Source organism: Citrobacter freundii complex sp. 2025EL-00176 (assembly GCF_053309355.1).
Genome location: NZ_JBRYHT010000001.1, coordinates 656,943 through 675,545, shown reverse-complemented (window position 1 = coordinate 675,545; position 18,603 = coordinate 656,943). Strand labels below are relative to the sequence as shown.

Annotated in this window: 15 protein-coding genes and 1 other RNA gene; 14 read left to right on the top strand and 2 right to left on the bottom strand. The window is 50.9% G+C overall.

The features are described from left to right. The first annotated feature begins 169 nt into the window (after window positions 1-169). From ydiK to ACVXHP_RS03290, 9 genes are all read left to right on the top strand, one after another. A complete protein-coding gene (gene ydiK / locus ACVXHP_RS03330; RefSeq protein WP_447570841.1) occupies window positions 170-1,270 on the top strand; it encodes an AI-2E family transporter YdiK in 1,101 nt (366 codons plus the stop codon). Between the two features lie 184 nt (window positions 1,271-1,454). Continuing rightward, an RNA gene (gene rprA, locus ACVXHP_RS03325) (antisense sRNA RprA) lies at window positions 1,455-1,562 on the top strand. A gap of 158 nt (window positions 1,563-1,720) precedes the next feature. Further along, window positions 1,721-2,077 carry a YdiL family protein gene (locus ACVXHP_RS03320; RefSeq protein ID WP_447570840.1) on the top strand — a complete coding sequence of 119 codons (357 nt, stop codon included), beginning with the start codon at window positions 1,721-1,723 and terminating at the stop codon, window positions 2,075-2,077. 47 nt (window positions 2,078-2,124) lie between these two features. Beyond that, on the top strand, window positions 2,125-3,345 hold the full coding sequence (locus tag ACVXHP_RS03315; protein ID WP_447570839.1) for an MFS transporter: 1,221 nt from the start codon (window positions 2,125-2,127) through the stop codon (window positions 3,343-3,345). Between the two features lie 239 nt (window positions 3,346-3,584). Then, on the top strand, window positions 3,585-4,820 hold the full coding sequence (locus tag ACVXHP_RS03310) for an MFS transporter (RefSeq protein WP_200006617.1): 1,236 nt from the start codon (window positions 3,585-3,587) through the stop codon (window positions 4,818-4,820). Window positions 4,821-4,841: 21 nt separating this feature from the next. Further along, entirely contained in the window at window positions 4,842-5,708 is an 867-nt protein-coding gene (gene ydiB / locus ACVXHP_RS03305; protein WP_200006618.1) for a quinate/shikimate dehydrogenase, read from the top strand. A gap of 36 nt (window positions 5,709-5,744) precedes the next feature. Then, entirely contained in the window at window positions 5,745-6,503 is a 759-nt protein-coding gene (gene aroD, locus ACVXHP_RS03300) for a type I 3-dehydroquinate dehydratase (protein ID WP_447570838.1), read from the top strand. A gap of 157 nt (window positions 6,504-6,660) precedes the next feature. After that, window positions 6,661-8,256, top strand: coding sequence for an acyl CoA:acetate/3-ketoacid CoA transferase (locus ACVXHP_RS03295; RefSeq protein ID WP_316130061.1), 1,596 nt, complete (start codon window positions 6,661-6,663; stop codon window positions 8,254-8,256). A 13-nt stretch (window positions 8,257-8,269) separates the two neighbouring features. Beyond that, window positions 8,270-9,421 (top strand): acyl-CoA dehydrogenase, encoded by a 1,152-nt coding sequence (locus ACVXHP_RS03290; RefSeq protein WP_003836610.1) that lies wholly within the window; start codon window positions 8,270-8,272, stop codon window positions 9,419-9,421. 54 nt (window positions 9,422-9,475) lie between these two features. On the opposite strand, the gene ACVXHP_RS03285 is transcribed toward ACVXHP_RS03290, so the two are convergent. Then, a complete protein-coding gene (locus tag ACVXHP_RS03285; RefSeq protein WP_447570837.1) occupies window positions 9,476-10,366 on the bottom strand; it encodes an AraC family transcriptional regulator in 891 nt (296 codons plus the stop codon). Window positions 10,367-10,840: 474 nt separating this feature from the next. Here ACVXHP_RS03285 and ACVXHP_RS03280 point away from each other — a divergent pair, with 474 nt between their 5' ends. From ACVXHP_RS03280 to fadK, 5 genes are all read left to right on the top strand, one after another. Then, on the top strand, window positions 10,841-11,605 hold the full coding sequence (locus ACVXHP_RS03280) for an electron transfer flavoprotein (RefSeq protein ID WP_200006622.1): 765 nt from the start codon (window positions 10,841-10,843) through the stop codon (window positions 11,603-11,605). A gap of 21 nt (window positions 11,606-11,626) precedes the next feature. Then, window positions 11,627-12,562 (top strand): electron transfer flavoprotein subunit alpha, encoded by a 936-nt coding sequence (locus ACVXHP_RS03275; RefSeq protein ID WP_447570836.1) that lies wholly within the window; start codon window positions 11,627-11,629, stop codon window positions 12,560-12,562. Window positions 12,563-12,618: 56 nt separating this feature from the next. Next, window positions 12,619-13,908, top strand: a complete 1,290-nt coding sequence (locus tag ACVXHP_RS03270; RefSeq protein ID WP_447570835.1) for an FAD-dependent oxidoreductase — start codon at window positions 12,619-12,621, stop codon at window positions 13,906-13,908. Continuing rightward, window positions 13,905-14,198 carry a ferredoxin gene (locus ACVXHP_RS03265; protein ID WP_038640220.1) on the top strand — a complete coding sequence of 98 codons (294 nt, stop codon included), beginning with the start codon at window positions 13,905-13,907 and terminating at the stop codon, window positions 14,196-14,198. The genes ACVXHP_RS03270 and ACVXHP_RS03265 overlap by 4 nt, the downstream gene beginning before the upstream one ends. An 81-nt stretch (window positions 14,199-14,279) precedes the next feature. Further along, the gene (fadK, locus tag ACVXHP_RS03260; RefSeq protein WP_447570834.1) at window positions 14,280-15,917 is read left to right on the top strand and encodes a medium-chain fatty-acid--CoA ligase; all 1,638 of its coding nucleotides are present in this window, start codon (window positions 14,280-14,282) and stop codon (window positions 15,915-15,917) included. 67 nt (window positions 15,918-15,984) lie between these two features. Here the strand turns inward: fadK and ppsA are convergent, their stop codons facing one another. Further along, on the bottom strand, window positions 15,985-18,363 hold the full coding sequence (ppsA, locus tag ACVXHP_RS03255; protein WP_447570833.1) for a phosphoenolpyruvate synthase: 2,379 nt from the start codon (window positions 18,361-18,363) through the stop codon (window positions 15,985-15,987). Between the last annotated feature and the right edge of the window lie 240 nt (window positions 18,364-18,603).

The following is an 18,603-nucleotide window of genomic DNA, read 5'->3' as shown; positions in this document are numbered from 1 at the left end:
TGCGTGTTGCTTTGTTTGTTGTATCACATTTTTTTCTAATACGCTCAGCAGATTTACAGGCAGAATCCGCCTGTTCAAAACCGCTGAAATTGCTCATCATTACAGGGTGTGATTTAAGTGTTCACGTCGCGTCAACGTTCTGACGCAAAGACAAAGGTGAAAAGTATTTATGGTAAATTTTCGTCAGCCCAGGGATATTGCACAAGTGCTGCTAACGGTGCTGTTTTTAGCCATCATGATTGTGGCCTGTCTCTGGATTGTGCAGCCCTTTATCCTCGGTTTTGCATGGGCGGGTACGGTGGTCATCGCAACCTGGCCTATCCTGTTACGCTTGCAAAAACTACTGTGGGGACGCCGTTCGCTGGCGGTGCTGGTAATGACCCTGCTATTGATAATGTTGTTTATCATTCCCATCGCACTGCTGGTTAATAGCATTGTTGATGGCAGCGGACCGTTGATCCATGCCGTCACCGCTGGCGATATGACGCTGCCGGATCTGGCGTGGTTGAACAGCATTCCGTTGGTGGGAGCCAAAATGTATGGCGCATGGCACAGCCTACTGGATATGGGCGGCGCGGCCATTATGGCAAAGATTCGGCCTTATATCGGCACCACAACCACCTGGTTTGTCGGTCAGGCTGCGCATATTGGCCGCTTTATGATGCATTGTGGCCTGATGCTGCTGTTCAGCGCCCTGCTGTACTGGCGTGGTGAACAGGTGGCGTTAGGGATCCGTCATTTCGCTTGTCGTCTGGCATCCAAACGCGGTGATGCCGCCATTCTGCTGGCGGCGCAGGCCATTCGTGCTGTTGCGTTAGGCGTTGTGGTTACGGCTCTGGTGCAGGCGGTCCTCGGCGGCATTGGTCTGGCGGTAACCGGCGTGCCATATGCCACGCTGCTGGCAGTATTAATGATCCTCTCCTGCCTGGTACAACTGGGGCCGCTGCCGGTGCTGGTCCCGGCCATTATCTGGCTGTACTGGACCGGGGATTCAACCTGGGGCACCGTGCTGCTGGTGTGGAGCGGCGTGGTCGGAACGCTGGATAACGTTATTCGCCCAATGCTGATTCGTATGGGTGCCGATTTGCCGCTGATCCTTATCCTTTCCGGGGTCATCGGCGGATTAATTGCATTCGGCATGATTGGTCTGTTTATCGGCCCGGTGGTACTGGCCGTGTCCTGGCGTCTGTTCTCTGCCTGGGTGAATGAAGCGCCTGCGCCGGGGGGCGATCCAGATGAACTCCTCGCCGAAATAGAAAGCAACAAGTAACTCAACGTCAGGCGGCATTGCCGCCTGATTGTTTAGCCGAGTTAATCTATTCCACCCTGGTGCTGAGTTAAACCGTACGGCACCCTCCCCGAAGTACTCATTTATGTCGCAAATTCTTTACAGTTTTTAAACTATTGAGATGAATCTGATCGACGCGAAAAATCTGTATGCCTACTATTAGCTCAAGGCTGTAGATCAACACATTGATTTATAAGCATGGAATTCCCCTGAGTGAAACAACGAATTGCTGTGTGTAGTCTTTGCCCATCTCCCACGATGGGCTTTTTTTTGTCCTTCACTCGCCTCTCCGCTTGGCTGGTTGCAAAACACAGCACCTCTTCCCGCTATCCAACAAATAATATTGCACAAGATACTGTGACTCTCTTCAAGCCGAAATATCCACAGCAATGTTATTACTATTCCACCGTTCTTTTATGAGGTGATCAAATAATGAACGCACTGGAACTGCAGGCTATCCGCCATATTTTTGCTATGACGGTAGAGGAAAGCGCTATGTATATCTCGCGTGATAATAATGTTGCCGCATGGCAGCAATGGGAAAATGGCGAAAGGGAAATCCCGGAAGACATCGTACACATTTGTGAAGAAATGAAGGCCAGACGGAAAGTAAGAATTAATGCCGTTATCGACAAAATTAATAACCGTATCGGTAATAACACCATGCGTTTTTTCCCCGATCTGAACTCATTTCAGACGGTTTATCATCACAACGATTTCCTCGACTGGAAAATCTATCAGTCGGCTGCTGTTGAGCTCTATGCTCACGACCTTGAGCGTTTGTGTTAAGCATTACAACGCCATACCGATTTAGCCTCTTCGCTGAGTAACATATTATGAAAAACACCTATTTCTCCACTGCGATAGGGCTGTACTTTAATTACCTGGTCCACGGCATGGGGGTCATTCTGATGAGCCTCAATATGTCTTCGCTGGAACACCAATGGCAAACCAACGCCGCGGGCGTCTCGATTGTTATTTCCTCGCTGGGCATCGGTCGTTTAAGTGTCTTATTAATGGCAGGCATGCTCTCCGATCGCTATGGCCGCCGACCGTTTGTTATTTTCGGCATGATCTGCTACCTGATTTTCTTTGTTGGCATCATTAATACTCACAGTATTTTTATCGCCTATGCTTTTGGCTTTTTAGCAGGAGTGGCCAATAGTTTTCTCGATGCCGGAACCTATCCCAGCCTGATGGAGGCGTTTCCCCGCTCGCCCAGTACAGCCAATATATTAATAAAAGCCTTCGTCTCCAGCGGTCAGTTTCTGCTTCCCATGATTATCAGTTTGTTGGTGTGGGCCGAGCTTTGGTTTGGCTGGTCCTTCCTGCTGGCGGCCGCCATCATGGTACTCAACGGCGTTTTTTTGTTTCGCTGTCGCTTCCCGGCGCATCCAGGGAATCAAACTTCCATCAAGACATTACCTGCTAAACGGGAAATCCCCCAATCTGAACATCGTTGTTCGATTCTCGATCTTGCCAGTTACACCCTGTATGGCTACATCGCCATGGCAACATTTTATCTGGTAAGCCAGTGGCTGGCGCAGTACGGACAATTTGTCGCTGGCATGCCCTATACGTTATCTATCAAATTGTTAAGCATTTACACCTGCGGCTCTTTGCTGTGCGTATTGATTACTGCACCACTGGCGCGCAAAGCGGAACGCGCAACATCGTTGTTGATGCTGTACACATTTATTTCATTTATTGCGCTGCTGATAGTTTGCCTGCATCCGACACCCTACGTGGTTATCGCCTTTGCGTTTGTCATTGGTTTTTCTTCAGCCGGAGGCGTGGTGCAAATCGGCTTAACGCTGATGGCGGCACGCTTTCCACATGCAAAGGGTAAAGCGACCGGCATTTACTACAGCGCGGGCAGCATTGCGACTTTCACCATTCCGCTGATTACAGCAAGAATCTCTGAGACCAGCATTGCACATATCATGTGGTTTGATACCGGTATAGCCGCTGTCGGTTTTCTGTTGGCGCTGTTTATTGGTTATCGCAGCCGCAGCGCATTAAAGCATCAACTAAAAATGGCGACGGTCGCAGAATAACGGAGATGCAATATTGTTCCTCTCCTCTGCAACATAATTAGCTGCACTATTAAAATTTCAGCGAAAAGTCATCAGGAAGAATTAAATTCACAGTTTACGATGCAAAATACCTGGTAAGTTAAACGCCATGCTATGTAGGTTCTATAACTACTGAAAGGTATATTAATCACAAGGTCGCCGTAATATAAACAATATCGACAAGTACGGAACAATTTTAAAATCCGCAAGGAGTTGTGAAAATGTCTCAAAACAAGACCTTTAATACGCCATTTCTTCTGGCGATAACCTGTATTTATTTAAGTTATTTCCTACACGGCATTAGCGTCATTACACTGGCGCAAAATATGACTTCTCTCGCAGAAAAATTCTCCACCGACAATGCCGGAATTGCCTATTTAATTTCAGGCATTGGTCTGGGGCGACTGGTGAGTATTTTATTCTTCGGTGTGCTCTCAGATAAGTTTGGCCGCCGGGCGATCATTCTGTTAGGCGCTATTCTGTATATGCTGTTCTTCTTCGGTATTCCCGCCAGCCCTAATCTAATGATTGCCTTTATTCTGGCCGTTTGCGTTGGCGTGGCTAACTCGGCGCTGGATACCGGGGGCTATCCAGCATTAATGGAATGCTTCCCCAAAGCATCAGGATCGGCGGTTATCCTGGTTAAGGCGATGGTCTCGTTCGGGCAGATGATCTATCCCATTGTCGTCAGCACCATGCTGCTCAACCATATCTGGTACGGCTATGCGGTCATTATCCCCGGCGTACTGTTCGTCGTTATCACTTTGATGCTGTTAAAAAGCCGCTTTCCCAGCCAGATGGTGGATGCCGGTATCGCCAAAGAGTTGCCACAGATGCACAGCAAACCATTGGTCTGGCTGGAAGGTGTCGCTTCCGTAATGTTCGGTGTCGCGGCGTTTTCGACCTTTTACGTCATCGTGGTCTGGATGCCGAAATACGCTATGGCATTTGCCGGCATGGCGGAAGCCGATGCCCTGAAAACGATCTCCTACTACAGTATGGGATCGTTGGTCTGCGTCTTTATTTTTGCCGCCCTGCTGAAGAAAATGGTTCGACCGATATGGGCAAATGTGTTTAACGCCGGGCTGGCAACCATCACCGCAGCGGTCATCTATTTATATCCCTCCCCGCTGGTGTGTAACGCTGGATCATTTCTGATTGGGTTCTCTGCCGCTGGCGGTATTTTACAGCTTGGTGTCTCGGTGATGTCGGAGTTTTTCCCCCGCAGTAAAGCCAAAGTCACCAGTGTTTATATGATGATGGGTGGCGTAGCCAATTTTATTATCCCATTAATCACCGGATACCTTTCTAACATTGGCCTGCAGTACATCATTTTGCTGGACTTTGCCTTTGCTCTGCTGGCCTTCGTCACCGCCATCATCGTCTTTATTCGTTACTACCGCGTATTTGATATCCCCAAAAATGATGTGCGGTTGGGCGAACGTTATTTTCAATAAATTGTTTAGAAGGAGTATCAAATGGACGTAACTGCTAAATATGAACTGATTGGTTTGATGGCCTACCCTATCAGGCACAGCCTGTCACCCGAAATGCAGAATAAGGCATTAGAAAAAGCGGGATTACCTTTTACCTACATGGCATTTGAAGTCGATAACTCAACGTTCGCTAACGCGATTGCTGGCTTGAAAGCCTTAAAAATGCGCGGTACCGGGGTCTCTATGCCCAATAAGCAGTTGGCCTGTGAATATGTTGATGAATTAACGCCAGCAGCCAAACTGGTCGGCGCGATCAATACCATCGTTAATGATGATGGTTACCTGCGCGGTTACAATACCGATGGCACTGGCCATATTCGTGCCATTAAGGAAAGCGGTTTCGATATCAGGGGTAAAACCATGGTACTGTTGGGCGCAGGCGGCGCGTCTACAGCTATCGGTGCTCAGGCGGCGATTGAAGGTATCAAAGAAATTAAACTCTTTAACCGTCAGGACGAGTTCTTTGCCAAAGCGCAGGCGTTCGCCAAACGCGTTAATGAAAATACCGACTGCGTAGTCACCGTTATCGATCTCGACGATCGACAGGCTTTTGCTGACGCGCTGGCCACCGCGGATATTTTGACCAACGGCACAAAAGTCGGCATGAAGCCGCTGGAAAACGAATCCCTCGTGACCGACGTTTCCCTGCTGCGCCCTGACCTGCTGGTGACTGAATGCGTTTATAACCCGCATATGACCAAATTATTGCAACAGGCGCAACTTGCCGGTTGCAAAACAATTGATGGTTACGGCATGTTGTTATGGCAAGGGGCTGAACAGTTCAAACTCTGGACCGGGAAAGATTTCCCACTGGAGTATGTGAAACAGGTTATGGGTTTTGCAGCCTGATGGGCACGCATTTGTAATATATTTAAAGGGTAATCAATGAAAACCGTAACCGTAAGAAACCTCGTCATTGGCGAGGGTGCGCCGAAGATCATTGTCTCGCTGATGGGTAAAGACATCGCCACGGTAAAAAGCGAAGCGCTGGCCTATCGCGAAGCGGATTTCGACATTCTGGAATGGCGCGTTGACCATTTCAGCGATGTCTCTTCCACAGATACCGTGCTGGAAGCGGCTCGCGCCATCCGCGATGTGATAGCGGACAAACCGCTACTTTTCACCTTCCGCAGTGCCAAAGAAGGCGGTGAACAGGCACTGTCTGTCGAAAACTATATTGCGCTTAACCGTGCAGCAGTAGACAGCGGTCTGGTGGATATGATCGACCTGGAGCTTTTCACCGGTGATGAGCTGGTTAAAGCGACCGTCGAACATGCCCACGCGAAAAATGTCAGCGTGATTATGTCGAATCATGATTTCCATAAGACACCGGCCGCAGAGGAGATCATCCAGCGTCTGCGTAAAATGCAGGAACTTGGCGCGGATATTCCTAAAATCGCTCTGATGCCGCAAAACAAAACGGATGTGCTGACACTGCTTGGCGCAACGCTGGAAATGCACGAGCGCTATGCGGACCGGCCGATTATTACCATGTCGATGGCTAAAACTGGGGTGATTTCACGTCTCTCCGGCGAGGTTTTTGGTTCAGCAGCCACCTTTGGTGCAGTCAAAAAAGCGTCGGCCCCGGGTCAAATTTCAGTCGCCGATCTGCGAACTGTATTAACAATATTACATCAGGCTTAATAACAGAATATATCCACATTACGATTAGCGATGCCCTGCCCCAGATATTCGTTTAACCACGAATATCTGGCTGGCAGCTAAGCCTGATTAAATTAACTCACAATATTATTGTCGACTATAGCGACAGGTAGTCGCACGCATATGATCTGGAGTTTATATGAAATTTCCAAGACCAAACCGTATCGATGGTCGGGTACCCGTATTATCCGCAGCAGAAGCCATTAATTATATTCCTGATGAAGCAACGCTCTGTGTATTAGGTGCTGGTGGCGGTATTCTTGAAGCAACCACATTAATTAATGCATTAGCAGAAAAATACAAAAATACGCAATCACCACGTAATTTATCATTAATTAGCCCGACGGGATTGGGTGACCGGGCCGACCGGGGAATCAGCCCGCTGGCGCAGGAGGGGTTAGTCAAATGGGCGCTGTGCGGCCACTGGGGACAATCGCCACGAATCTCCGACCTGGCGGAGCAGAATAAAATCGCTGCCTATAACTATCCCCAGGGCGTATTAACCCAAGCCCTGCGAGCATCCGCAGCCCACCAGCCGGGCATTCTGAGTGATATTGGCATCGGTACGTTTGTCGATCCTCGTCAACAGGGCGGCAAACTGAATGAGGTGACGACCGAAGATCTGATCAAACTGGTAGAAATCGATAACAAAGAGTACCTCTATTACAAAGCCATTGCGCCAAACATCGCGTTTATTCGCGCCACGACCTGCGATAGCGAAGGCTACGCCACCTTTGAAGATGAAGTGATGTATCTCGATGCGCTGGTGATTGCTCAGGCCGTACACAACAACGGCGGCATCGTCATGATGCAGGTGCAAAAAATGGTGAAGAAAGCCACGCTGCATCCGAAAGCGGTGCGTATTCCGGGCTATCTGGTCGATATTGTGGTCATCGACCCCGACCAAACGCAACTGTACGGTGGCGCGCCGGTTAACCGTTTTATTTCCGGCGATTTTGTCCTCGATGACAGCCAGCAAATAGCCCTGCCGCTTAACCAGCGTAAATTGGTGGCCAGACGCGCGCTGTTCGAAATGCGTAAAGGCGCAGTCGGCAACGTTGGCGTAGGCATCGCCGACGGGATTGGCCTTGTCGCACGCGAAGAAGGTTGTGCCGACGATTTTATTCTGACGGTCGAAACCGGCCCGATTGGCGGCATTACGTCTCAGGGCATCGCGTTTGGCGCCAACGTCAACACCCGCGCCATCCTGGATATGACCTCCCAGTTTGACTTCTACCATGGTGGCGGCCTGGATGTGTGTTATTTAAGTTTTGCTGAAGTGGATCGGCACGGCAACGTCGGCGTACATAAATTTAATGGCAAAATCATGGGCACCGGCGGTTTTATCGATATTAGCGCCACCTCAAAGAAAATTATTTTCTGCGGCACGTTAACTGCCGGAAGTTTGAAAACGGAAGTTGCCGATGGCAAGTTAAATATCGTGCAGGAAGGTCGGGTGAAAAAATTCGTTAACGAATTACCTGAAGTGACGTTCAGCGGGAAAATTGCCCTTGAGCGTGGTCTCGATGTGCGCTACATCACCGAACGCGCTGTATTTACGCTAAAAGAAGATGGCCTCCATTTAGTTGAAATTGCGCCTGGGGTCTCTTTGCAGGAAGACATTCTCGACAAAATGGACTTCACGCCGATTATTTCCCCAGACCTGAAATTGATGGACGAAAGATTATTTATCGATGCCTCGATGGGCTTTGTATTACCCGACGCAGCCAATTAAAAGGAGTACCCTGATGGACTTTTCATTAACTGAAGAACAAGAACTGTTGCTTGCCAGCATTCGCGAGCTGATTACCAGCAATTTCCCGGAGGAGTATTTCCGCACCTGCGATCAGACGGCGACTTATCCGAAGGAATTTATGCGAGCTCTTGCGGATAACGGTATTTCGATGCTGGGCGTTCCGGAAGAGTTTGGCGGCATCCCGGCTGATTACGTCACCCAGATGCTGGCTCTGATGGAAGTGTCAAAATGCGGCGCGCCCGCCTTTTTGATCACCAACGGTCAGTGCATCCACAGCATGCGACGTTTTGGCTCCGCCGAGCAGCTGCGTAAAACAGCAGAAAGCACCATGGAAACGGGCGATCCGGCGTATGCGCTGGCATTAACCGAGCCGGGAGCAGGCTCCGATAATAATAGTGCCACCACCAGCTACACCCGCAAAAATGGCAAGGTGTATCTCAACGGGCAAAAAACATTTATCACCGGCGCTAAAGAGTATCCGTACATGCTGGTGCTGGCTCGCGACCCGGAGCCGAAAGATCCGAAGAAAGCCTTTACGCTGTGGTGGGTGGATTCTAAGAAACCGGGCATTAAGGTTAACCCGCTGCATAAAATCGGCTGGCACATGTTAAGCACCTGCGAAGTCTATCTTGATGACGTGGAAGTGGACGAAAGCGATATGGTCGGCGAAGAAGGCATGGGCTTCCTCAACGTAATGTACAACTTTGAAATGGAACGCCTGATCAACGCCGCGCGCAGCACGGGCTTTGCCGAATGCGCCTTCGAAGATGCCGCCCGCTACGCTAACCAGCGCATCGCATTTGGTAAGCCGATCGGTCATAACCAGATGATCCAGGAAAAACTGGCGCTGATGGCAATCAAAATTGAAAACATGCGTAATATGGTGCTGAAGGTCGCCTGGCAGGCCGATCAGGAACAGTCGCTGCGCACCAGTGCGGCACTGGCAAAACTGTATTGTGCACGTACAGCAATGGAAGTGATTGACGACGCGATTCAGATCATGGGCGGGCTGGGTTACACCGATGAAGCACGCGTATCCCGATTCTGGCGCGATGTTCGCTGTGAGCGCATTGGCGGTGGTACCGATGAAATCATGATTTACGTCGCAGGTCGCCAAATCCTGAAAGATTATCAGAATAAGTAAACGGTATAACTCACCGGATAGCGCAGATGCGCTATCCGGGACGGTGCGGGAGAATCAGACTTCAGGCATCAAACATTCCTGTTCAGCAAGGTTATTTTTAAACTGCTTCCGATAATCACTGGGAGTACACCCCACATGCCGCTGAAAAAGTTTGGCAAAATGATCGACGTTTTCATACCCTACCCGCCACGAAATTTCCGCCAACGACGCCTCCGTATTGGTCAGGGAAAATTTCGCCTCCGTCATTCGTCGTTGAATAACGTAATTGATGGGTGAAATACGATACTCCCGGGTAAATTCATGGCAGATATAGCTCACGCTGGCGCGAAATTTTTTAGATAACTGTTCGAGAGTGATTTTTTCGCGGAAATTGTTATTTAAATAGACCAGTACATCTTTAATTAAGACATCTTTTTTAATATATCCCTGTTCAGAGCGGTAAGCATTTTTAAAATTTTCGTAATATAACACGGTTAATGCATACGCGAATGCGTCATAAGCGGAAGACGTCAGGTTGTTCTTACTTTGCGGGAGCATCACCCCCAGTTCATTAAAAATACTCTTAATAACCTCTTTACCCTGACTGACGCTAATGACCGGACACGAGTGCATCTGCAAGAGCTGATTGTCCTGCCAGCCGTTAAACCGGAAACCATAGAGCGCACAGGTGTAAGTGGTAGCCGGAGCGCTGCTATCAGATGCAACCGCATGCAATCGCCCTTGCTCAACCACTACAATGTCCCCGGCATGCGCGACATACAGCGAAGAGTCGATGATTAATCTTGCAACACCCTTCTTAACATAGATAAGCTCCGTTTCATTATCATGAACATGATGACCAGACTCCCAGTTAGGATCATCGCTAATGACGAATCGGGAAAGTCTCGGCGTTTTACCCTGCTCAAAAAGGGTCTCCATGGCATTATCAAAGCAGCGTTGATACATGACAACCTCCACCTACAGGCAGTAATTTTGCGAATAATTAATATCGGAACACCAGAACAATAATGCTGTTATACAACGTTATTCCTTGCTGGCGAAACAAAATTATTTGCGTCGACTGCAAGATGATACCTCCAGCCCTATCACACTGTTCCACAGGATTATTTAGGTTTTATATAAATTGAAACGAATAAATGTTATTAATTCAACATTAACAATTTACATATTAGAAACAAATTAAGCGTATAAACGATAAAAAACAGGATGCATTTCGCAATTATCCTTCCCTGGTTTATGTGCTCTTGTTTTTCTTCAGTTCACACTCCCGAGTTCACGTTTATAAAACAAGCATCCCCGCAGCATTTTTTTTTGCAAGATTGTTGGGAATGAAAACAGATTGCCCCGTCGAAAACAGTCCCCTCTCTGCCGCACACTATTTTCAGTTAATTTTCCCTACGGTGGATGACTGGAGATGCCATGAAAATAATAACCTGCTTTAAGTTGGTGCCTGAAGAACAGGACATTGTTGTTACCCCACAGCGTTCGCTTAACTTTGACCGGGCCGACGCCAAAATCAGCCAGTTTGATCTGAATGCGATTGAGGCCGCGGCGCAACTGAGTACGGAGGGTGATGAAATCGTCGCTTTAACCGTGGGCGGCTCGCTACTGCAAAATTCCAAAGTGCGTAAAGACGTGCTGTCGCGTGGACCGGACAGTTTGTTCATGGTGCAGGATCCACAACTGGAGCATTCATTGCCCCGCGACACCGCTCAGGCGCTGGCCTGCGCGGCCAAAAATATGAATTTCGACCTGATGCTGTTCGGCGAAGGTTCGGGGGATATCTACGCCCAACAGGTTGGCTTACTGGTTGGCGAACTGTTGCAACTCCCGGTGATTAACGCCGTCAGCAATATCCAACGTAACGGCGACCGCATTGTGGTTGAGCGCACGCTGGAAGATGAGGTCGAAGTGATTGACCTGCCGCTCCCCGCTGTACTCTGCGTAACCTCGGATATCAACACGCCGCGTATTCCCTCAATGAAAGCCATTCTCGGCGCGGGTAAAAAGCCCGTCACGCCGTGGCAAGCCAGCGATATTGGCTGGACGCCTGCGTCACCATTAGCAGAACTCGTGAGCCTCACCGTACCGCCACAAACAGAACGTAAGCACATCATTCTGGAAAATGACTCAGCGGAAGCCATTGCCGAACTGGCTGAACACCTGAAAAAAGCCCTGAACTAAGCTCAACGGAGAGAAATTGTCATGAGTAAATTAGCTAACATATGGGTGTTCAGCGATAACGTAGAACGCTACGCAGAATTAATGACCGGCGCGCGCCAGTGGGGTGAACATGTCCATCTGATTGTCCAGGGCAGCGAACAGGCTAATCAGGTTAAACCCCTGGGTGCCGATGAGATAATCATGCTCGAAGCTCCCTCCGGTTTACAGCGTGTTGAAAATTACGCCGAAACCATCGCAGCGCTGATGCAAGAACACGCCGGAATGCTGTTGATGCCCGCCACAAAGCGCGCGAAATCACTTGGGGCACGGTTAAGCATCCAACTCAATGCCGCGATGGTGAACGACGCAATATCGGTGACTCTTGAGGATGACACAGTGTTCGCAGAGCACCGCATGTATGGTGGTCTGGCATTCGGCAAAGAAAAAATCAAAAGCGCGCTGGCAATTATTACGCTTGCCCCAGGACTGCTTGAACCCCTAGCGGAAAACGCATCGCACAACTGCCCAGTTGTCTCAGCAGCTTACATCGCACCGCTTCATGAAATTATGTGCCAGGAACGTCGCGCCAAATCCGTGAGCAGCGTGGACCTCAGTAAAGCCAAACGTGTGGTTGGCGTGGGTCGCGGCCTGGTTGCGCAACACGATCTGGAGATGGTGCACCAGTTGGCATCCGTACTGGGTGCAGAAGTGGGCTGTTCACGCCCAATTGCCGAAGGCGAAAACTGGATGGAGCGCGAGCGCTACATTGGCGTTTCTGGTGTGTTACTGAAATCAGACCTTTACCTCACGTTGGGCATCTCAGGACAAATTCAACACATGGTCGGCGGTAACGGCGCGAAAGTCATTGTCGCTATCAACAAAGACAAGAAAGCCCCTATTTTCAATTACGCCGATTACGGCCTGGTAGGCGACATCTACAAAGTTGTTCCGGCTCTTATCGAACATCTCAGCCGCTAATCCCCCCATTTAACGCACATATCCCGCTGCCTTGCGGCGGGAAAGGAGCATAAAGCATGTCAGATGAAAAATTTGATGCCATTGTGGTCGGTGCTGGCGTGGCGGGTACCGTTGCAGGCTACGTTATGGCCAAGGCCGGGCTGGATGTGCTGGTCATCGAACGCGGAAACAGTGCGGGCAGTAAAAATATGACCGGTGGGCGACTCTACGCGCATAGTCTGGAACGCATCATGCCAGGATTCGCGCAGGAAGCGCCACTCGAACGTAAAGTGACCCGCGAAAAAATATCCTTCCTGACCGAAGAGAGCGCCGTAACGCTCGACTTCCATCGGGAAAAAGACCACGCGCCAGCGCAGGATTCTTACACCGTGTTGCGCAACCGGCTTGATCCCTGGCTGATGGAAAAAGCAGAACAGGCAGGCGCGCAGTTCATCCCCGGCGTCCGCGTTGATGCGCTGATCCGCGAAGGTACCAGAGTCACCGGCGTGCAAGCCGGTGACGATATCCTCGAAGCTAATATTGTCATCCTGGCCGATGGCGTCAACTCAATATTAGGACGGTCGCTGGGGATGGTCCCGCCCTCTTACGCTCACCACTATGCCGTTGGCGTAAAGGAGTTGATCGGCTTACCGCCGGCTGTAATTGCGGACCGATTCAACCTCTCTGGCGATGAAGGCGCAGCCTGGCTGTTTGCCGGTTCACCGTCGGATGGACTGATGGGGGGAGGCTTTCTGTATACCAACCAGGACTCGGTCTCTCTGGGGCTGGTATGCGGGCTGGGGGATATTGCTCACGCGACGAAAAGTATTCCGCAGATGCTGGAAGACTTTAAGCAACACCCGACTATTCGTCCGCTGATTGCGGGAGGAGAACTGCTGGAGTATTCCGCACATATGGTGCCGGAAGGCGGTCTGGCAATGGTACCCAAGCTGGTTGATGACGGTGTAATGATCGTCGGCGATGCCGCGGGTTTCTGTCTGAATCTGGGTTACACGGTGCGTGGTATGGATTTAGCAATAGCCTCCGCAGAAGCCGCCGCCCAAACCGCCATTGCAGCCAAAGAACGCCAGGACTTCTCCGCCAGCAGCCTGATGGACTACAAACGCGCCCTCGAACAGGGCTGTGTGATGCGTGATTTGCAGCATTTTCGCAAGATCCCGGCGCTGATGGAAAACCCGCGCTTGTTCACCCAATACCCTCGCATGGTCGCGGATATCATGAACGATATGTTCACCGTTGACGGGCGTGCGAACCAACCGATTCGTAAGATGATGATGTCCCATGTGAAGCAAATTGGGTTGATGAACTTACTGAAAGACGGCATCAAGGGGGCAACTGCGCTATGAGTCAGGACAATACCGTTAACGTCGACGTCAAGTTGGGCGTCAATAAATTCAATGTCGATGAAGGTCACCCGCACATTATTCTGGCCGAACATCCCGACCTTAACGAATTTCGCAAACTGCTGAAGGCTTGTCCCGCCGGACTGTATAAGCAGGACGAGAGTGGAAATATTCATTTTGATTCTGCTGGCTGCCTGGAATGTGGCACCTGTCGGGTGCTGTGCGGCGATACGATCCTCGAACAATGGGAGTATCCGGCAGGAACATTTGGCATTGATTTCCGCTACGGCTAACGGATTGAGCCGTTGTACCCCGGATCGGCCTCCACGGCCAATCCGGTCAGACGTATGCCGATATTATCCTGGGACTAACAAATGAGTATCACACTAACGTTTAACGCCGAACGTCGCGAAGCCTGGCGACAACAAGGTTTATGGGGAGATGCTTCGCTTGGCGATTACTGGAACCAAACAGCCAGAGCCATGCCGGATAAAATCGCCGTGGTTGATAATCATGGCGCTTCATATACCTATGCCGCACTCGACGGTGCCGCCAGCAGTCTGGCGAGCTGGTTTTTAGCCTGCGGTATTCAACCCGGCGATCGCGTCGCTTTCCAGTTGCCGGGCTGGTGCGAATTTACCATTATTTATCTGGCCTGCCTGAAAACCGGAGCCGTTTCCGTCCCGTTGCTGCCAGCCTGGCGCGAAGCGGAGTTGGTATGGGTATTGAATAAATGCAAAGCGAAGATTTTTTTCGCACCTACCCTGTTTAAACAAACCCGGCCGGTCGATTTGATCCTCCCCTTACAAAACCAGTTACCGCATCTGCAACAGATTGTCGCCGTGGATAAACTGGCGCCGGCAACCACCTCGCAGGCGCTCAGCCAACTGCTTTTAGCCCCGCCGTTAAGTCAAACGATTAACGTTCACGCGGATGAACTGGCAGCGGTACTGTTTACCTCCGGGACCGAGGGAATGCCGAAAGGCGTAATGTTAACTCACAATAACATTCTTGCCAGCGAACGCGCCTACTGCGCCCGTCTCAATCTCACCTGGCAAGATGTGTTTTTAATGCCCGCGCCGCTTGGCCACGCTACCGGTTTTCTGCACGGCGTTACCGCACCATTTTTAATCGGCGCACGCAGCGTGTTGTTGGATATTTTTACTCCAGACGCCTGTCTCGATCTGCTGGAGCAACAGCACGGCACCTGTGTACTCGGCGCAACGCCATTTGTCTATGACATGTTGTGTCGCATGGAAAAACGATCCTGTGATCTCTCATCGCTGCGCTTTTTTCTATGCGGAGGTACCACCATTCCGCAAAAGATTGCCCGTGACTGCCAACGGCTCGGCATTAAATTGTTAAGCATTTATGGCTCAACGGAGAGCTCGCCGCATGCGCTGGTCAATCTCGATGATTCACCTTCCCGCATGATGACCACCGACGGCTATGCTGCCGCAGGGGTCGAAATTAAAGTCGTCGATGAAGCGCGCAATACCCTGCCTGCTGGGGTAGAAGGTGAAGAGGCCTCGCGTGGTCCCAATGTTTTTATGGGCTACCTCGATGATCCCGAACTGACCGCCCGCGCGCTGGATAAAGAAGGTTGGTATTACAGTGGCGACTTGTGCCGGATGGACGACGCGGGATACATCAAAATCACCGGGCGTAAAAAAGATATTATTGTGCGCGGTGGGGAAAATATCAGCAGCCGTGAGGTGGAGGATATTTTATTGCAGCATCCACGCATTCATGATGCCTGCGTTGTCGCGATGCCGGACGAACGGTTAGGTGAAAGGTCGTGCGCTTACGTGGTACTAAAACCCCCGCATCATTCGCTGTCGCTGGAATCTGTCGTCGCCTTTTTTAGCCGCAAACGGGTGGCAAAGTATAAATACCCGGAGCATATCGTGGTTGTCGAGAAGTTACCGCGCACAGCGTCCGGTAAGGTACAAAAATACCAGTTGCGTCAGGATATTATTAAACGTTTGAGCATGGAGAGTGTTGCAGGATAGAGTGCCGGATGGCGATGCTAACGCATCTTATCCGGCCTACGTTGAATAGGCCGGATAAGGCATGATGTTACTTGTTCAGTTCAGCCAGACTCAGCCAGGTCTGCACGACGGTGTCCGGGTTCAGCGACAGACTGTCGATCCCTTCTTCCATCAGCCAGGCTGCGAAGTCTTCATGGTCGGATGGTCCCTGACCACAAATACCCACGTATTTCCCTTGTTTCTTGGCTGCGCGAATCGCCATCGACAACAGCGCTTTCACCGCGTCGTTACGCTCATCAAACAGTTCAGAAACCACACCCGAGTCACGGTCCAGGCCCAACGCCAGCTGCGTCATATCGTTTGAGCCGATGGAGAAACCATCGAAGTACTCAAGGAACTGTTCAGCTAACAGAGCGTTAGACGGGATCTCGCACATCATGATGATCTTCAGGCCGTTCTCGCCGCGTTTCAGCCCCTGACGCGCCAGCTCTTCAACCACCGCTTTCGCCTGGGCAACGGTACGTACAAACGGTACCATCACTTCAACGTTAGTCAGCCCCATGTCGTTACGGACACGTTTCACCGCCTCACATTCCAGTGCGAAACAGTCGCGGAAGCTGTCTGCAACGTAACGGCCCGCCCCGCGGAAGCCCAGCATCGGGTTCTCTTCGTGCGGCTCATAACGCTCACCGCCGACCAGGTTAGCATATTCGTTGGACTTAAAGTCCGACATACGCACGATAACGCGTTTCGGATAAAACGCCGCGCCCAGCGTCGCGATCCCTTCCGTCAGACGACCCACATAGAACTCACGCGGGGAGTCGAAACCTTTCATCATGCCACGGATTTCATTTTGCAGCTCAGGCGTCTGGTCATCGAACTCCAGCAGCGCACGGGGGTGCACGCCGATCATGCGGTTAATGATAAATTCCAGACGCGCCAGGCCGACACCTTCGTTTGGCAGGCAGGCAAAGTCGAAAGCCCGGTCCGGGTTGCCGACGTTCATCATCACCTTCAACGGCAGATCCGGCATGGTCTCCACGCTGGAGCTCTTCACGCTGAAATCAAGCATCTCAGCGTAAACATAACCGGTGTCGCCCTCAGCACAGGAGACAGTGACCTTCTCACCATCCTTCATGCGCTCAGTGGCATCGCCACAGCCAACCACAGCAGGGATCCCCAGTTCACGGGCAATGATCGCCGCGTGACAGGTACGACCGCCACGGTTGGTCACAATCGCCGCCGCTTTCTTCATGATCGGTTCCCAGTCCGGGTCGGTCATGTCGGTAACCAGCACGTCGCCGGGTTCAATGCGGTTCATTTCGCTGATGTCGTGAATAACTTTCACCGGGCCGGCACCAATGCGGTGACCGATGGCGCGACCTTCAGCAATAATTTTACCCTGGGCGTGCAGCGTATACCGCTCCATCACCTGCCCGCGAGAACGCACGGTTTCCGGACGAGCCTGAACAATGAACAGCTTGCCGGTATGACCGTCTTTCGCCCATTCGATGTCCATCGGACGACCGTAGTGCTTCTCGATCTGTACCGCCTGCTTTGCCAGTTCCTGCACTTCATCATTGGTCAGAGAGAAAATATCGCGCTGTTCCTGCGGTACATCCTCAATGGTCACCTGCTTACCGTGTTCCTGGGTTGGCGCGTAGACCATACGGATTTTTTTCGATCCCATGGTGCGACGAACGATCGCCGGACGGTTAGCCGCCAGAGTCGGTTTGTGCACGTAGAACTCATCCGGGTTAACGGCACCCTGCACCACCATCTCGCCCAGCCCCCATGCGGAAGTGATAAACACCACCTGGTCGAAACCGGATTCGGTATCGATGGAGAACATAACGCCTGAGGACGCAAGGTCGGAGCGCACCATCCGCTGGACGCCAGCAGAAAGCGCCACGCCGCGGTGGTCATAGCCCTGGTGAACACGATAAGAGATCGCGCGGTCGTTAAACAGCGAAGCAAATACGTGTTTGATAGCGACCAGGACAGCATCGAAGCCCTGGACGTTGAGGAAGGTTTCCTGCTGCCCAGCAAATGACGCATCTGGCATATCTTCTGCGGTGGCGGAAGAACGCACGGCAAAAGAGGCATGGGCATCGTCTGCTGACAGCTGCGCGTAGGCATCGCGGACGGCATTTTCCAGCTCCGGCTGGAAAGGAGTGTCGATAATCCACTGGCGGATCTGTGCCCCGGCTTTCGCAAGCTCGGTAACATCATCAATATCCGTTTTATCCAGCAGCTCATAAATGCGCTGGTTTACACCGCTTTGGTCCAGAAACTGGTTAAACGCATCGGCGGTTGTTGCAAAACCGTTCGGTACGGAAACACCCATAACGGAAAGGTTAGTAATCATTTCACCCAGGGAGGCATTTTTGCCCCCAACTCTGTCTACATCATTCATGCCGAGTTGGTTATACCAAAGCACCAGCGGTGACGAGCCATTGTTGGACATCGAACAATCCTTATATATGAACGAGGTTAGGAAACTCAATTTTGCGTATTTATCTTGGCATATTTACCTCGGCGAAAAAAACGGTGAATCGTTCAAGCAACTTTATTTTTTATTTTTTAAGATTGTTTCCGCATTTGCGCAAACCCGCGAGCCACACGGGATCACCACAAGAACTATCGGTATAAACATTTGTTCCGAAAAATGAAATGCACTTTTCATTAAATATAAAAATAGCATTTC